This window comes from bacterium (assembly GCA_026708055.1).
GTDB lineage: Bacteria > Actinomycetota > Acidimicrobiia > Acidimicrobiales > CATQHL01 > VXNF01.
The window spans coordinates 16,862-33,477 of record JAPOVS010000085.1 but is presented as its reverse complement, the minus strand read 5'-3'; the positions used below and the strand labels follow the sequence as shown (position 1 = coordinate 33,477).

Sequence of the window (16,616 nt, the reverse complement as noted above, 5' to 3'; positions counted from 1 at the left end):
CCACGACGAAGCGCCGCATCGACACGCCGCCGGTCTCCGGATCCACCTCCACCTCCGCCACGTGGCAGGCGTTGGAGAACGTGCCCGCCGGGTCGTACCCCGCCTGTGCCGAGAGGCCTCCCGTCGCGCCGGCCGGCAGTCGCTGCGTGTGATGGTGGGCGATCCTCGCCAACTCGGCGATCTCCACGCCCACCGAGGTGCCGGCGACCGTGGCGCGCCCGTCGGCCAGGACGATGTCGTCGGCCGCCGCCTCGAGCACCTCCGCGGCAAGCGAGCCGAGTTGCGCGGCCAGCTTCTGTGCCGCCAGATACGTCGCCCCGCCGGCCAGCACCATGGCGCGGCTGGCGAAGGACCCCCACCCGTACGGCGTGCGGTCGGTGTCGCTGGCCACAACCCGCACGCGCCCCGGATCGGTGCCCAACTCGTCGGCCACGATCTGCGACAGTGCGGTCTCCAGGCCCTGGCCGTGCGGCGAGGCGCCGATGCCCAGCGTCACGTAGCCCGACGGGTCCATGGACATCTCCACGTTCTCGAAGCCCGGCGTCACCCCCATCGCGCGGGCCGCGAACGCCGGCGTTCCGTACCCGGTGCGCTCGCTGAAGGTGCAGATCCCGATCCCCGGCTGGGGTCCCCCGGCGGCGCGGGCGGCGTGCTGGCGGGCGCGGAACGCTCCCAGGTCGACGCGGCCGACCGCCAGCTCCATGGCCTCGCGATAAGTGCCCTCGTCGTGGCGCAGGCCGGTCGGCGAGATGTGCGGGAAGTCGCTCTGCAGGTTACGTCGGCGGATCTCCACCGGGTCGATGCCGAAACGCGCCGCGGCGACGTCCATGAGCCGCTCCAGCGCCAGGGTGATCACGGGTCGCGACACGCCCCGGTAGGGGGACATGGGGCAGGTGTGCGAGGCCACGCCTCGTGAGCGCGCGCCGTAGTGCTCCGGCGTGTAGGGACCCGGTAGCTCCGCCAGCGCCATGAGCGGCTCGACTCCCCAGGTGATGGGGTAGCACGGCCACGCGCCCACGTTGGCCGCCACGTCGGCCTGCAGCGCCTCGAGGTGGGCCGTCTCGTCGAACCCGGCCCGCAGCCGGTAGCGCTGCTCGCGGCTGTGCCACGAGGCCATGAGGTTCTCGCTGCGGTCCTCGATCCAGGCCACTGGGCGCCCCAAGCGTCGTGAGAGCCAGACCACGATGGCGTCCTCCCGGGCGAGCGGCAGCTTCTGGCCGAAGGCACCGCCCACGTCCGGCGCCACGACCCGGAGGTCGGCCTCGGGCATGCCCAGCAGGTCGCAGATGACGGTCCGAATCATGTGCGGCGCCTGGATCGAGGCGTGCAGCGTTGTGCGGCCACCGAACCTCTCGGTGACGGCGTGCGAGCCGCGCGCCTCCAGGGGCAGCGCCGCCTGGCGCCCGGAGGTGATCTCCAACTCGACGATGGCGTGGGCGCGCTCCAGGGCCTCGGCCAGTTCGGGCGTGGCCATCTCGCCGGCCACCATCACGTTGGATTCCGATTCGTCGGGATGAACCAGCGGGGCACCGGGAGCCAGGGCGGCCTCGAGGCCCACCGCCGCCGGGAGCGGTTCGATGTCCAGTTCCACCTGCTCGGCCAGATCCTCGGCCTCCGCAGCGGTGGCGCCGACGACCACCGCAACCGGTTCACCCACGTACCGCACCCGCTCCCGGGCGAGCAGCGGTTGGGCGAGCCGCACGTAGTCGGGCCGGTGCAGGACGGCTTCGATGTCCCCGACGCCGTCCGCATCGAGGTCTGCGATCGTGTACGCCGGGCCGCGAACCGCCCGGACGAGACCGCTCGCCACCGGGCTCCGTACGAAACGCACCGCGGCGGCACCACCGATGTCGCCGACGAACATGCCCGCGCCGCGCAGCAGGGTCGGATCCTCGACCCTGCGGATGGAGCGGCCGACCCAGCTCACGGCGCGACCCCTCGGACGACCGGGCGTGTGCGAAGCAAGCCGCCGCTGACGCAGAGTTGGGCGCTGCACGATGGATTCCGGCCTTCGCCGGAATGACGTTCATACTGTGCGGTGTCCCCGGCGGGTGGTGGGTCTGACCCGCCGAAATGACGACTGGCAACCCGGCCATCGCCGGAACGGCGACCGGCAACCCGACAATCGCCGCAACGACGTTCGGGGAGGCGCCGCACTGCTCAGCAGTCTGCTAGCGGAGCGAGCCGGCGCCCTGCGCCAGCGCCCGGGCCACCATGGCGCGCACCAGGTCCCGCCGGTAGGCGGCGGAACCGTGCAGATCCCCCACCGGGTCCACCTCACCGGCGGCGACCGCGGCGGCGGCGGCGAACAGGTCCCCGCTCGGCGTCTCGCCCACGAGGGTCGACTCGGCAGCGGGCAGGCGCACCGGCACGCCGGCCACCCCGCCGACACCGATGCGGGCCTCGGCCACCTGACCCGTCACAGGATCCAGACGGAGTGCCGACATGGCGGCCACGACAGCGAAGTCGCCGGCGCGCCGGCTGAACTCGCAGAACCCGGTGCGCCAGTCGTCGCCGAGGGCCGGCAGGTGCACGGCCACGAGCAGTTCCTCCGGCTCCAGGGCGGTGGTGAAGACCGTCTCGAAGAACTCCCCGGCACCGATGGTCCGCCGGCCGCCCTTGCGCAGCGCCACCATCTTGGCGTCGAGTGTGCGCGCCAGGATGCACCATTCGGCGGCAGGGTCAGCGTGTGCGATGGACCCCCCGAACGTCCCCCGAACTCTGATCGGCAGGTGGCCCACGAAGCGAGCGACCGCCGGCAGCAGCGACCCGAGAACACCTCCGAGGGGTTCGCTTTGCCCTGCAGGCGTGCTGACCCCTGGCGCCTCCAGCCGGGCGTGGACCACCCGCGCCCCGACCGTGAGCGTGCCGTTCGCCAGCGACATGTCGTCCAGGCCGCCGACCTTCCCGATGTCCACGATCACTTCGGGACGGGCGAGGCGGAAGTTCATCATCGGCACCAGGCTCTGCCCCCCGGCGAGCACCTTGGCCTCGTCGCCGAACTGCTCGAGGGCGTCGAGGACCCCGTCGACGGTCTCCGGTGCGGTGTACGCGAAACGGGCTGGCTTCATGGCCGGTGCACCGGGGCGGATCGCTCCCGAATCCCGAGCCTTACTGCGGTCACCATCGGTTCTGCTCCCCGGACGTCTACAACTGCTGCGGGCCGAGAGTCACACCGTAGACGTCGGTCCGACGATCGGCGCGGGGACGTATCAGCTCGCTGCGGACCTGCGCCCGAGCCGCGTCGGCCAGATCCACCCGCGCCACGTCCAGCTCGTCGCGGTCGCGGGGAAGCGGCCCAGCGACCACCTGCCCGTACGGTCCGGCCAGGATCGACGACCCCAGGAACTGCAGGTCGCCGCAGTGGCCGGCCTGCGAGGCACAGGCGATGAACACCTGCGAGAGATTCGCCTGCAGCAGGGCGCCCTGGGCGTGCGGGATCAGCCCGCCGTCATCGACACCGGTACGGTCGAACCCCCGGATCCAAGCCGTCGGCACGCAGATCAGATCGGCGCCCGACAGGGCCAGGGCGCGCACGACCTCCACGAACCGCAGGTCGTAGCAGACGCACATCCCCAGGCGTCCGAAGGGGGTCTCGAACGTCGGGAGACCCAGATCTCCGGGCGCGAAGCACAGCTTCTCGGTGTCGAAGAGGTGCAGCTTGCGGTAGTGGCCGACGATCTCGTGCCCGGTGACGGCGACCGCACTGTTGTAGATGGCGTCGTCGGGGCCGCGCTCGCAGAATCCGCCCACCACGACACCGTCGTGGGCCGCCGCGGCCGCGCGCCATGCCTCGACGGTCGGCCCGTCCAGCGGCTCGGCCTGACCCAGCAGTCGGGAGCGGTCGTCCGTATACCAGGGGACGCACAATTCCGGGAGCACCACGATGTCGGCACCCCGGTCGAACAGGGCGGTGGCTGCGTCCACGCTGCGCCGGCGGTTGCCTGCGGGATCGCCCGGCGGGGCGCTCAACTGCGCAAGGCCCACCCCGACGAAGTTCACTGCTCCGGTTCGGGAGGGCGCCGGCTCACTCCAGGCCGAGCAGCCGCAGCAGGTGGCGGCTTCCGCTCGCTCGTCGACACCGTGACAGATCTCCTCGGCTCACTCCACGCCGAGCAGCCGCAGCAGGTGGCGGTCCGGCGGACACGGGCCACCCACGCTGACGATGCGGCTGTCACGGTCGGCACAGACCGCGTGCTCCACGCCGGCGGGCACGTGCACGGCGTCCCCGGCCTCGAACTCGAGACGCATGCCGTTGCTGAGATCCTGCACCGACCCCTTCCCCTCGATGATGAAGATCGTGTCCTCGGACTCCGAGTGGATGTGCGGCACGTTCTGCTCGCCCGGCTCGAGCACGACGTAGTTCATGTTCGCCACCTCGGCGCCCACGCCGGGCCAGACGATCAACCGGGCGTCGGATGAGATGATCGGCATCATCAGATCGGGCTCGTCGCGGTGGAATACGCGCACTGCCATGGTCAGACCTCCCTTGACTCGTAGATGGAGGGGTCGGGCGGGCACGGGCCGCCCACGATCTCCGCGCCTCCCTCTCCCGCCTCGAACCGGTGCGCCGTGGACGGGTCGACGTGCACCATCGACCCCTCCACGAGGTCGTGCCGCGTGCCGCTGTCGCCGTCGGTGACCGTGGCGGACCCCGTGCGCACGTAGTACACGGCCTCCGACGGGTGCTGCAGATCGATGGTCCGCCCGCCGGGATCCAGCAGGAGCCGATGGAGAGAACGATGCTGGGACCCCACGCCCGGCCAGACGACCGCCACGGCCTCGCCACCGGATGCGATCAGCGGCAGCGAGACGGTATCCCCGCTGCCCTTCACGACCTGTACCCGGTCCTCACCCATCCGGACTTCTCCTGTTGCCATGACTTCAAGAACTGTGTAACCGCTTGAACCGTACTGTAAACGTGGAACCGTCGCAGGCTGGGGCTCAAGGCCGGCGGCGCGGCGGGAGAGACAGACGGCCCCGCAACCGCACGAGGACAGGTCAGGGCTTGATCACACCGCCGTCGACGCTGATGACGGCCCCGGTCATGAAGTCCGACCCCGGTCCGGCCAGCATCACCGCCAGAGGCCCCAGTTCGGGCGGGTCGCCGACCCGTCCCAGCGGCGTGTTCCCCTCCACGGCCGCCATGATCTCCGGTACGTCCAGCAGGTGGCTGTTCATGTCGGTGTAGAACGCCCCCGGCGCGATCACGTTGACCGTCACCGACGGCGCCCATTCCCAGGCGAGGCTCTTGGAGAGGCCGATGACGCCGGCCTTGCTGGCCGAATACGCCGCCCAGTTGGCGCCGCCGTGGAGACCGAAGTTGGAGGCGATGTTGACGAGCTTGCCGTGGCCCTGCGCCAGCATGCGTTCGCCGAAGGCCCGGCAGCAATAGAACATGCCGGTGAGGTTGGCGCCCATGACCACCTCCCAGTCGGCATCGCTGGTCTCGATGGCCGCCTGCAGCAGCAGGACCCCCGCCGACGTGAACGCGGCGTCCACACCGCCCGCCTGCCCCCAGGCCTCGGCGGCGGCGGCGTTCACCTGCTCCGAGTCGGTCACCTCGACCGCCTGGGTCAGACAATCGCGCCCGGTGGCGCGCACCTCCTCCGCGGTGCGCTCGAGGGCGCCGACATCCCGACCCCAGATGACGACGTCGGCGCCGGCCTCCGCCATCGCCAGGGCCATGGCCCGTCCCAGGCCGCGATTGCCTCCCGTCACCAGAGCCGTCCTGCCCCCAAGCGTCTCGCTCATAGCGCCCTCCCGATTCGTGGGTTGTTCTCGGTGCCGTCTCGGTTGCCACGGCCGCTGACGGCCGGCCGAGTGCCGACCCCGGCCTTCAGTCGTTCCGGTTGCCATCTCCCCCGGCATCGACCTGCTGGAGCCGCGGCGACAGGTTGACCCAGACGGCACGCGCCCGCCCGCGCCCCTCGTTCATGATCCGGTGCGGCCGCGTGGACTCGAACGCGATCGAGTCGCCCGGCTGCAGCCGGTGCGCGGTGTTCTGGAGTTGGACCGTCAGGGTGCCCTCCAGCACATAGCCGTACTCGTAACCGCTGTGGTGTGTGACCTGTACGGCGCTGGCGGTACCGGGGGCGTACTCGTTGACCACCAACTCGAGCCCACGTCGGGGATCCACCTGCACCAGCCGCCGCAGCACCCCGTTGGCCGTCTCCACGACCTGATGATCGATGGCGCGGTGCACCACGTCACGCGGCCCGTCCACGTCCAACTCGAACAGGTCGGCCATGTGAACACCGAGTGCCGAGGAGATCGCAATCAGCGTGCCGATCGACGGGGAGGTCCGCCCTCGCTCCACCATCGACACCATGGACGAACTGAGCCCCGTGCGCTCAGCGATCATCTGCAGCGTGAGCCCCTGCTCGACTCGCAGGGCACGGATCCGGCCCCCCAACTCGGCAAGGTGCTCCTCGGTGGCGACGACTTTCGGCCGCGACGCGGCGTCCGGATCCAACTCGTCCGCGGCGGAAATTGCACGATCTGCCGAAGAAGGGGTCACGTTCTCGATGGTACCGCGCCCCGGCGCGAGCGTCCGCAGGAGCGCGGCCACCGCCTCGAAGGGCCCCACTGCGCGCACCGGTCCGGGATTTCGATATTGCTGAAACACGGATGCACGTGATTGAAAACGCGATTACGAAAAGGGAGTAACGTCACGTCCCGGACTACCGGCCGGTGGGTGCAGCCGACCGGCACCGGTACCGCGGGCCGAGGGAGGAAGACTGAGCGAGGGGAACGGCGCCCGTGGCGCCGCCGGCACGAGACTGAACGGCGAAGCCGCCACAGACCGGACGGCACCGGGCGGTCTGGCGCGCCTCAACATCTTCTCGGCCATCCGCCACGGCGACATCGTCGGCTCGATCCTGCTCACCATCGCCGTGATGGCGATCATCGTCGTCGCCTTCGGCGGCAACCCCTGGACTGTCGCCAAGACCATCGTCAACAACTCGCTGGCCGAGGAGATCTTCCTTGGCCAGACCATCATGACCGCCGCCATCCTGATTCTCACGGGCCTGGCGGCGGCCATCCCCTTCACGGCGCGGCTGTGGAACATCGGCGGCGAGGGCCAGATGTTCGCCGGCGCGATCGTGTCGGTGACGCTCGGGATCATGCTCCCCGAAGGCACCGCGCACGGACTGTTCGTGCTCATCCTCATCGTCGGCGCAGCCGCCGGTGGAGCGGTCTGGGGATCCGTCCCGGGCGTGCTCAAGGCGTACTTCGGGATCAACGAGATCGTCACCTCACTGATGTTGAACTTCCTGGCGTTCTTCGCGGCCAACTACGTCGTCACTGTTGCCTGGCCCGAGATCTACGCGCAGCTCCAGAGCCAGGAGATCCACGACAACGCCCACTTCCGCGACTTCTGGGCCTCGGCGAAGGTCGACATCAGCGTCTTCATCGCCCTTGCCGCCGCCGTGGCGGCATGGGTCCTCATGACACGCACCTCACTCGGCTTCTCCATCCGCTCCGTCGGGGCCAACCCGAGGGCCGCTCGCCTGGCAGGCGTGCGCACCCGTCTGGTCACGGTGTCCTCCTTCGTGACCGCGGGCGCCGCCGGCGGTCTGGCCGGCGCCGTCACGGTGGGAGGCATCCACCACGACCTGGCTCTGGACCTTTGGATCTCCAACTACGGGTACGTCGGCATCGCCGTGGCCCTGCTCGCCCGGTTGAACCCGATAGCCGTGCTGCCGGCGGCGTTCATCTTCTCGACACTGCGCGTGGGGAGCAACAGCCTCCAGGCGGCCGCGGGCATCTCCTCCTCCTTCGGCGAGGTGCTCATCGCCACGTTCGTCATCATGCTGATGGTCACCGGGGCCATCAGGTTCCGCTACGCGCAGCACTAGGAGCGCCGTGACAGAAGTCGTCCTCATCACGCTGTTCGCCTCGGGGCTGGCACTCATGGTGCCCGTCCTGCTGGCGGCACTCGGTGAGGCCATCAGCGAGCAGGCCGGCGTTCTCAACGTGGGCATCGAGGGCACCATGCTGTTCGGCGCGGCGATCTGCGCGCTCGTCGGCGTCAACACGGGCAACGTCCCGCTGGCCCTGCTCGCCGGCACGGCGACGGGCATGGCGGCAGGAGTCGTCCTGTCGGCCCTCTACGTACGGCGCGGCACCGACCAGATCGTGACCGGGTTGCTGTTCAACATCTTCGCCCTCGGCGTCACGGGGATCCTCACCGCGCAGGTCATCATCGGGAACACCTCGCCCACCCTGTCCCCCTGGACGGTCCCCCTGCTGGGGCGGATTCCGAAGCTGCGCGACATCCTCAACGAGCAGAACTTCCTGTTCTGGATCTCGATAATTCTGGCCATCGTGATCTTCTACCTGCTGCGACGCACCTGGTGGGGGCTTTACGTGCGCGCCGCGGGGGAGCGTCCCCACGCCTCCTCGTCCGCCGGCCTGGACGTGTGGCGGCTGCGGTACACGGCGGTCATCGCCGGCAACGCCCTGGCCGGACTTGGTGGTGCGGCTCTCGTGATGTCCACCTCGGGTCGGTTCATTCCCGGATTCACGTCGGGACGGGGGTTCATAGCCCTCGGCGTCGTCGTCGTGGCACGCTGGAACCCCCTGTGGGTGGTGGCCATCGCCGGACTCTTCGGGCTCAGCCAGGCGCTGCAGTTCGTGGCGGGACTCATCGACTTCTTCGATCCCGTGCCCGACCAGTTCTGGCTGGCCCTCCCCTACCTCGTCACCGTGGCAGCCGTGGCGGTGTCGCGAGGCACGCGCTATCCGGCTGCGGTGGGAATTCCCTGGCGGGAGCCCGCCGCCGAGGCGCGATAGTGACGCCTGTGACTTGGAGCGGCACCGTGGCGTCGAATTACGATGCGCCAAGCGCCGTGTGTCACCGCACACACTCTCGACAACCCGGCCTGAGCGCGCGGCTCGAGGCCCCGACCCAATCCACCAACCAACCAAGGAGAGAAAGATGAACCGTCGCACCGTGGCCAAGCTCTTCGGCCTGCTACTGAGTGTCGCGTTGATCGCCGCTGCCTGCGGCGGCGATGACGGCGACACCGCGGCACCGCCACCGCCGCCGCCCGAACCCGCGGCCGAGCCGGAGCCGCCCCCGCCGCCGCCCGAGCCCGCCCCCGCAGCGGCGGACGAGCCCGCTCCGCCGCCGGCAGCCGAGCCCGAGCCGCCCCCGCCGCCGCCCGAGCCCGCCCCCGCGGCGGCAGCGGACGCCGAGCCCTACCGGGTCGTGATCCTGTTCCCGGGCTTCTCCAACGACGAGAGCTGGGCGAACGCCTGGTGGGACGGCGCCCTGGCGGCCCAGGCCGATCTGGGGAACGTGCACGTCGAGCCGACCGAGTACGCCTACGAGGTGGACGACTACCTGCAGCAGGGCCTCGCCTACGCCAGCGAGGGCTTCGACCTGGTCCTCATGGCCCACGGCGCCATGGCCGACCCGGCCGCGCAGGTGGCCGAGGCCTACCCCGACGTCCAGGTGTGCGTGGCGCCGGTGGATCCCCCGCCGGATCTGCTGGAGGGCAGCCCGGACAACCTCTGCTTCATCGACATGGCCCAGCACCACGCCAACTTCTTCACCGGCGTGCTGGCGGCGCTCATCACCGAGACGGGCCACGTGGGCGCCCTCGGCGGCTTCGCGTTCCCGGCGCTGACCCGCCAGCCCGAGACGTTCCACCTCGGCGCCCGCTGCGTGAACCCCGACATCGAGTTCACCCAGGAGTACATCCAGACCTGGGACGACACCGGCCTCGCCAAGACCGCCGCGCAGGCGCTCATCGCCGGCGGCGTGGACGTCATCCAGTCCGCCACCGACCAGGCCGTGCTCGGCATCATCGACGCGGCGCAGGAGGCCGACAGCCAGGTCTGGGTCATCCCGGCCTACTACGACAGCCACCACCTCGCCCCCGACGTGATCCTCACGTCCTCGGTCCACGGCCTCGCCGACGTGGCCTACAACATGATCAGCCGCGGCGTCAACGGCGCAGTCGAGAAGTTCAACGACTTCACCGCCTACAACACCGAGGGCATCAAGGCCGCCGAACTGCGCGACCCCGCGCTCTCGGCCCTCAGCGCCGACGACCTCGCCGTCTACGAGGACTTCGAGGCCAGGGTCCGCAGCGGCGAGATCCAGATCCCCGACGAGACCAAGGGCGACAACCCCGTCGGCCTCGAGGTCGGCATCGGCGGCCAGATCGACCTCGCCGACATCGGCTGCTGAGGCACGGACCCCCGCACAACCGAACCAACACCCGACCACCGGGGAGCAACCAGGCTGTCGTCCGGTCGCTCCCCGGGCGGTTGGGCGACCGTACGACACGCGTCACCCGGACCCGATAGACCAACCACCAACCCACACCCAATCGACAACAAAGGAGGCAACCATGGAAACCGAGATGTACTGCTACCTGGAGAACAAGGAGCGGCGCGTGCTCCCCTCGGGTACCAGCAACTCCGCCGACGTGTTCGACAAGTGGCTGGACCCCGACAAGACCGCAGTCGCCTGCATCGACATGCACCGCGGTCACGTGGGGCCCGAGGCCGAGTTGACGTGCCCCGCGCCGCGTGCCCGCTGGCGCATCCCGGCGCACAACATGTTCCACGCCGCCTGCCGCGCCATCGGCATTCCCATCATCCACGTCCAGCATTGGCAGCGCTACGGCGGGATCGACGACCTGCACTCGCGGCACCACAACCGCATGGCCAACTGGCGTGCGATGTACGAGTTGTACCTGCCGCCCAACCCGCTGATGGACCAGCACTCCTGGGAGGGCACCGAGTGGCTCGACATCCTGATCGAGGAGGAAGAGGGTGACCTCTACGTGCGCACCAAGAAGCGCCTGTCGGCCTTCTATCCCACCGATCTGGAGTTCCTGCTCCACCAGATGAACATCCCGAACCTGGTGCTGACCGGCACCTACACCGACGCCTGCGTGCTCTCCTCCGCGTTCGATGCCGCCAACCGCGACTTCCGGGTGATCGTGCCCCGCGACATCGTGGCGGGCTACAGCGCCGAGGTCGAGGACTCGGCGCTGGCGATCATCTCGCTGCACCTCGGGCTCGTCACCGACGGCCCCGCCCTGGTGCGCGAGTGGTACGCCCGCAAGGGCATGGACCTGCCCGCGGGGTTCGAGGGGATCACCGAGATCACCGAGAGCTGCGGACTGCTCCTGGACCGGGACGCCGAGAGCCAGGAAGCCGCCTGAAGGCCGGGCCGAACAACTGAACAACGGTGGACGGCAGCGGGCGCGCGCCTGGGGCCGTCCACCGTCGACGCCCCGACAGAACCGCAAACCCAACCGGAGGAAACAATGTCCAGCGACATCCAACACATCTGGGGCGGCGAGCCCATGCCGCTCATGCCCTACACGCCGTGCGTCAAGGCCGGCGACTGGGTGTTCCTGTCGGGCCAGCTCGCCACCGACTTCGAGACCGGCATCACCGCCGAGGGCGGCGGCGACGGCCGCAACCCCTACCTGGACAACCACCTGGAGTTGCAGTCCAAGGTCATCCTGGACAACCTCACCTCCACTCTGGCCGCCGCCGGGTGCGACATCGCCACCGACGTGGTGCGCATCTACCAGTGGTTCACCTCGGAGTACCCCACGATGGAGGAGTTCGCCGAGGGCAACACCTGGCCGCGCCTCACCATCACGCCGTACCTGCGCACCCGCGACATCTACATCAAGCCGCCGCGCCCCGCCTCCACCGGCATGGGCATCAAGGAACTGCTGGTAGCGGACTCGCTCATCGAGGTGGATCTGCTGGCCATCCCCGGCGGCCCCAGCGTGGGCTTCGAGACTCCCGAGGGCGTCCCGTCGCCGCTGGCCGGCTACTCACCGGCCGTCCGGCGCGGCGACTGGATCTTCCTGGCCGGGGAGATCCCCGTGGACTGGATGGGCGACTGGATGTCCGAGCGCCACATGGGCCCGCTCAGCGGCCTGGCGCCGGAGGCCCGAGTCAACCCGTACCTCTGGTACGACTCGCCGATCGAGCGCCAGACCGACTACACGCTCCAGAAGCTCGAGAAGATCGCCGCCGCCGCCGGCGCCTCGTCGCTGCAGGACAACTGCGTGAAGGCCACCGTCTACCTCTCGAGCCCCAACGACTTCGCCGGCATGGACCGGGTGTGGCGGCAGTGGTTCCCGGAGAACCCGCCGGCGCGCGTCGTGGTTCCCTACATGGGCCTCGGCGGCATGGGCTCGCGCGTCGAGATCGCCATGAAGCTGCTGGCCGACGACGCCTCCATCTCCAAGCAGACCATCGAGACCTCCGATGCGGTGGAGCCGCCGTGGCACGAGCCGCAGGCCGTCAAGGCGGGCGACTACCTCTTCTTCAGCACCATGATCCCCACCGACGAGCGGGGCAGCCTGCCCGCCGGCGTGCAGCGCAACCCGGGCTTCCCGCACTACGGGCTGCCACCGCAGATGGAGATGGAGCACCTGCTGGGCAACATCTCGGCCATCTGCGAGGCCGCCGGCACCTCGCTGGAGAACATCTGCAAGCGGCAGTGCTACCACGCCGACTTCGCCGACTTCCAGATCTCCATCAACGAGTGGGCGCGCCACTTCCCGGGCTCCAAGCCGGCCTCCACGACGATGCGCATCGGCGGGCCGCTGCAGGTGCCCGGCGCGCACGTCATCCTGGACCTGATCGGCTACGCCCCGTCGGCCTGACGGCGGGGTTCGGGACAGGCGACGGGAGCAGCCCATGGCGACAGCAGGCTCGATCCTCGGCCACAGCGTGCTGCGCCGCGAGGATGCGGCACTGCTGGTCGGCGGCCGGCCGTACGTAGACGACCTGGAAATCGAGGCGCGCCGCGTCGTCTTCGTGCGCTCCGACGTGCCGCACGGGCGGATCATCAGCATCTCCGACGGCGAGGGCGTCTACACCGCCGAGGATCTGCACATCCCGGACATGCTCGCCGGTCCACCGGCACCCTCCCATTTCGGGCGTCCCGCCCTGGCGATCGGGACGGTGGGCTACGTCGGCGATCCCGTCGCCGTCGTCGTGGCCGACTCGCTTGCGGAGGCTCGTGACCGGGCCGAGGAAGTCACCGTCGAGATCGAGGAGCTGCCGGGCGTCTCAGACCCGATGGCGGCCACCGAGGTCGTCTTCGAAGTCGATCCGACCGAGGACCCGGGAGCCCTCGACGACGCCGACGTGGTGGTGTCGTTCAGATACGTGAACCAGAAGATCGCGCCGGCGCCAATGGAGACCAACGGGATCCTGGCGATTCCGAACGTCGACAGCGACAACGGTCAGGGGCGCCTGCGGCTCTGGGTCCCCACCCAGTGCCCGTTCTCGGTCCAGCGGACCATCGCCGACTGCCTGGAACTCGACATCGACCGGATCCATGTCGTGGTTCCGGCAACCGGCGGCGGGTTCGGAGCCAAGGGCCACGCCTACGTGGAGCAGGTGGTGACCACAGCCTTGGCTGTGCGGCTCGGCGAGCCGCTTCTCTGGATCGAGTCCCGCACCGAGAACATGCTCCACATGGGCCACGCCCGTGGCCAAGTCCAGGACGTGGAGATCGGAGCGAGGTCCGACGGCACCGTCGTGGGCATGAAGTGGAGCGTCACCCAGGACGCCGGGGCCTACCCCGACATCGGTGCCTGGCTCACCTTCTACACCAAGATGATGGCCTCGGGCACCTACCGGATCCCGCGGATCGACTTCAGGGCAAGAAGCGTTGTGACCAACACCGCACCCACCGGCGCCCTGCGAGGGGCCGGGCGGCCCGAGGCGGCCGCGACGGTGGAGCGGGCCATGGACCTCCTGGCGGCCGAGCTGGGCATGGACCCGGTCGAGGTGCGGCACCGGAACCTGATCGAGACCCACAGCGACCCCGTCGAGACCCCCACCGGGGCCGTCTACGACGCCGGTGACTACCTGGCGGCGATGGAACGCGCCGTCGAGCTCGTCGGCTACGAGGATTTGCGCGCCGAGCAGGCCGAGCGGCGCGGCCGTGGCGACCGCCACCAGCTCGGCATCGGCGTGGCCAACTACATCGAGGTGACCGGCAACGGTCCCAGCAACGACTTCGGCTCGGTGGAGGTCCACGACGACGGCGCGGTCACCGTCCTGTCGGGTGTGTCGTCCCATGGGCAGGGCCACCAGACCACCTACGCCCAGATCGCTTCGGAGCAACTGGGCATCGGTTGGGAGCACATCACCGTCGTCCAGTCCGACACCGACCTTGTTCCTCGCGGCAACGGCACCTACGGCTCCCGCTCCCTGCAACTGGGCGGATCGGCGATCGACCGCGCCGCGGCGGCCGTGGTGGACCAGGCCCGCCAGTTGGCCGCCGAGCATCTCGAGGCCAACGTGGACGACATCGCGGTCTATCACGGGGAGGGCCTCGGCGTGGCCGGATCGCCCGACACGGTGCTCTCGTGGAGCAGGCTGGCCGAACTCTCCCCCGAGCCGCTCGCCGCCGAGTGTGACTTCGACCAGGGTGCCCGGACCTTCCCCTTCGGCACGCACGTGGCCGTCGTGGAAGTGGACACCGAGACCGGGGGCGTCCGCCAGCTGCGCCACCTCTGCGTGGACGACTGCGGCAACGTCATCAACCCGCTCCTGGCCGAGGGGCAGCAGCACGGCGGCATCGCCCAGGGCATCGCGCAGGCGCTGTGGGAGGAGATGGTCTACGACGCCGGCGCCGGCCCGCGAACCACCAACTTCGGGGACTACCTCATCCCCTCGGCGGCGGAGTTCTGCGACTTCGAGACCCACCGGAACAACACACCCACGCCGCTCAACCCGCTCGGCGCCAAGGGCATCGGCGAGGCCGGCACGGTCGGCGCCACACCCGCGGTGCAGAGCGCGGTGATCGACGCGTTGGCGCCGTTCGGCGTTCGCCACCTGGACATGCCGATGACACCCGAGAAGGTGTGGCGCGCCATGACCGCCGGCGGCGACGGCGGCAACGTGTCCGCGGACTAGAGGAGCAGCCCGCCGTGAGCGCATCAACCAACGGCAGCGTCGTCGAACTGCACGGCATCTCCAAGAGCTACGGCGAGACGCGAGCGAACGTGGACATCGACTTCGACCTGCGCGCCGGTGAGATCCACGTGCTGCTGGGCGAGAACGGCGCCGGCAAGACGACGCTGATGAACGTGATGTTCGGCCACGTCCTCCCCGATGCCGGGACGGTTCGGGTGCGCGGTTCCCAGGCCGACATCCACTCCCCGCACGACGCTCTCGAACTGGGTATCGGCATGGTGCACCAGCACTTCTCGCTGGTCCCCACCTTCAGTGTCGCCGAGAACATCGTGCTGGGATCGCGGCCCGCCACCGATCTCCGGTTCAGGCGCGGCGCCATCGGCACCGAGACAACCGACTTGGCCGAGCGCTTCGGCATGCCGCTGGATCCCCACGTGCAGGTGCAGAACCTTCCCGTCGATCTCCAGCAGCGGGTCGAGATCCTCAAGGTGCTCTACCGCGGCGCCACCATCCTGATCCTGGACGAGCCCACCTCCCTGCTGGGCCCCCGCCAGATCGAGAACCTGCTGGAGATCCTGCGCGACCTGCGCGACCGCGGCTGCTCGATCGTGCTCGTGACCCACAAGCTTGGTGAGGTCATGGAGGTGGCCGACCGGGTCACCGTGCTGCGCGGCGGCCACAAGGTCGGCACGACCGAACGCGGCGAATTCGACGAGCGCAGCCTCACGCGGGCCATGACCGGCCATGAGATCACCGCCGTCGAGAGCGACCACGCCCCCTGGACCGACGACGTCCCACTGCTGGAGGTCCGCCAACTGAACGCTCCCGGCGAGGGCGCCGACCATCTCGACGACATGTCCTTCATCGTGCGACCCGGCGAGATCCTCGGCGTGGCGGGTGTCGAGGGCAACGGGCAGCGCACCCTGGTCAACTGCATCTGCGGGCTCGACGAGGCGGAATCCGGCACCGTCCACGTCGCCGGCGAGGACGTGACCGGAGCCGGCACGAGCGCCCTGCGCAGCGCCGGCCTGGCGGTGATCCCCGAGGACCGCCACGCCTGGGGCCTGATCCTCGACATGACCGTGGCGGAGAACATCGCCATGTCCGACATCCCCGCCGGTGCCTACAACCGGCGCGGCCTCCTGGATTGGCGGCGCGTCCGACGCCGTTCCCGGGAACTGCTCGAGGAGTACGACGTCCGGCCGCCCGACCCCGACCTGCTGGCCTCGAGCCTCTCCGGCGGCAACCAGCAGAAGGTGGTCCTCGCCCGGGAGCTGTCGCGGGAGCCACGCGTGCTCGTGGCGGACAACCCTACGTGGGGCCTGGACGTGGGTGCCATCGAATACGTGCACCGGCGGCTGCTCGACGTCAAGGGGAGCGACGCCGCCGTGCTGCTGCTCTCGATGGATCTCGAGGAGTTGCTGAAGCTGAGCGACCGCCTCATCGTGCTGTTCCGGGGCCGCATCATGCTGGAATGCTCCGTGAGCGATCTCGACATGGACGAGCTGGCTCTCGCCATGGCCGGAAGGACCGCGGCAACCCCTGCCTAGTGCGACGCCGCCTGCCGCTGGTTTCACACCGTCACGGCAGCCCTGCTACTGTCTCTTCAATGGGATTGAAGCGCTGCGTGCCTTGGTGCCCGCGGACTGAGGTCTCGAATCTGACGGGTTGAAAGACAACTGGGAGGG

Annotated in this window: 14 protein-coding genes; 7 read left to right on the top strand and 7 right to left on the bottom strand. The window is 69.7% G+C overall.

From position 1 onward, the window contains the following. The 7 genes from OXG55_17320 to OXG55_17290 form a co-directional block, all read right to left on the bottom strand. On the bottom strand, positions 1 to 1,927 hold a 1,927-nt coding region (locus OXG55_17320), incomplete at its 3' end, for a xanthine dehydrogenase family protein molybdopterin-binding subunit (protein ID MCY4104997.1). A gap of 244 nt (positions 1,928 to 2,171) precedes the next feature. Then, positions 2,172 to 3,071 carry an FAD binding domain-containing protein gene (locus OXG55_17315; GenBank protein ID MCY4104996.1) on the bottom strand — a complete coding sequence of 300 codons (900 nt, stop codon included), beginning with the start codon at positions 3,069 to 3,071 and terminating at the stop codon, positions 2,172 to 2,174. Between the two features lie 76 nt (positions 3,072 to 3,147). Continuing rightward, positions 3,148 to 4,002: a hypothetical protein gene (locus OXG55_17310; protein MCY4104995.1), complete on the bottom strand. Its 855-nt coding sequence runs from the start codon at positions 4,000 to 4,002 to the stop codon at positions 3,148 to 3,150. Positions 4,003 to 4,101: 99 nt separating this feature from the next. Further along, positions 4,102 to 4,476, bottom strand: a complete 375-nt coding sequence (locus tag OXG55_17305; GenBank protein ID MCY4104994.1) for a cupin domain-containing protein — start codon at positions 4,474 to 4,476, stop codon at positions 4,102 to 4,104. Between the two features lie 2 nt (positions 4,477 to 4,478). Beyond that, the gene (locus OXG55_17300; GenBank protein MCY4104993.1) at positions 4,479 to 4,859 is read right to left on the bottom strand and encodes a cupin domain-containing protein; all 381 of its coding nucleotides are present in this window, start codon (positions 4,857 to 4,859) and stop codon (positions 4,479 to 4,481) included. Positions 4,860 to 5,001: 142 nt separating this feature from the next. Continuing rightward, positions 5,002 to 5,754: an SDR family NAD(P)-dependent oxidoreductase gene (locus OXG55_17295; protein ID MCY4104992.1), complete on the bottom strand. Its 753-nt coding sequence runs from the start codon at positions 5,752 to 5,754 to the stop codon at positions 5,002 to 5,004. Positions 5,755 to 5,839: 85 nt separating this feature from the next. After that, the gene (locus tag OXG55_17290; GenBank protein MCY4104991.1) at positions 5,840 to 6,598 is read right to left on the bottom strand and encodes a helix-turn-helix domain-containing protein; all 759 of its coding nucleotides are present in this window, start codon (positions 6,596 to 6,598) and stop codon (positions 5,840 to 5,842) included. 301 nt (positions 6,599 to 6,899) lie between these two features. Between OXG55_17290 and OXG55_17285 the strand changes: the two genes are divergently transcribed. The 7 genes from OXG55_17285 (at position 6,900) to OXG55_17255 (ending at position 16,478) form a co-directional block, all read left to right on the top strand. Next, positions 6,900 to 7,862: an ABC transporter permease gene (locus OXG55_17285; protein ID MCY4104990.1), complete on the top strand. Its 963-nt coding sequence runs from the start codon at positions 6,900 to 6,902 to the stop codon at positions 7,860 to 7,862. Between the two features lie 7 nt (positions 7,863 to 7,869). Beyond that, positions 7,870 to 8,799 (top strand): ABC transporter permease, encoded by a 930-nt coding sequence (locus OXG55_17280; GenBank protein MCY4104989.1) that lies wholly within the window; start codon positions 7,870 to 7,872, stop codon positions 8,797 to 8,799. Between the two features lie 145 nt (positions 8,800 to 8,944). Beyond that, the gene (locus OXG55_17275; protein MCY4104988.1) at positions 8,945 to 10,204 is read left to right on the top strand and encodes a BMP family ABC transporter substrate-binding protein; all 1,260 of its coding nucleotides are present in this window, start codon (positions 8,945 to 8,947) and stop codon (positions 10,202 to 10,204) included. A gap of 163 nt (positions 10,205 to 10,367) precedes the next feature. Next, positions 10,368 to 11,189, top strand: coding sequence for a cysteine hydrolase (locus OXG55_17270; GenBank protein MCY4104987.1), 822 nt, complete (start codon positions 10,368 to 10,370; stop codon positions 11,187 to 11,189). 105 nt (positions 11,190 to 11,294) lie between these two features. After that, the gene (locus OXG55_17265) at positions 11,295 to 12,659 is read left to right on the top strand and encodes a RidA family protein (protein MCY4104986.1); all 1,365 of its coding nucleotides are present in this window, start codon (positions 11,295 to 11,297) and stop codon (positions 12,657 to 12,659) included. A 34-nt stretch (positions 12,660 to 12,693) separates the two neighbouring features. Continuing rightward, positions 12,694 to 14,928 (top strand): xanthine dehydrogenase family protein molybdopterin-binding subunit, encoded by a 2,235-nt coding sequence (locus OXG55_17260; protein MCY4104985.1) that lies wholly within the window; start codon positions 12,694 to 12,696, stop codon positions 14,926 to 14,928. A 14-nt stretch (positions 14,929 to 14,942) separates the two neighbouring features. After that, entirely contained in the window at positions 14,943 to 16,478 is a 1,536-nt protein-coding gene (locus OXG55_17255) for an ABC transporter ATP-binding protein (GenBank protein MCY4104984.1), read from the top strand. Positions 16,479 to 16,616 lie beyond the last annotated feature (138 nt).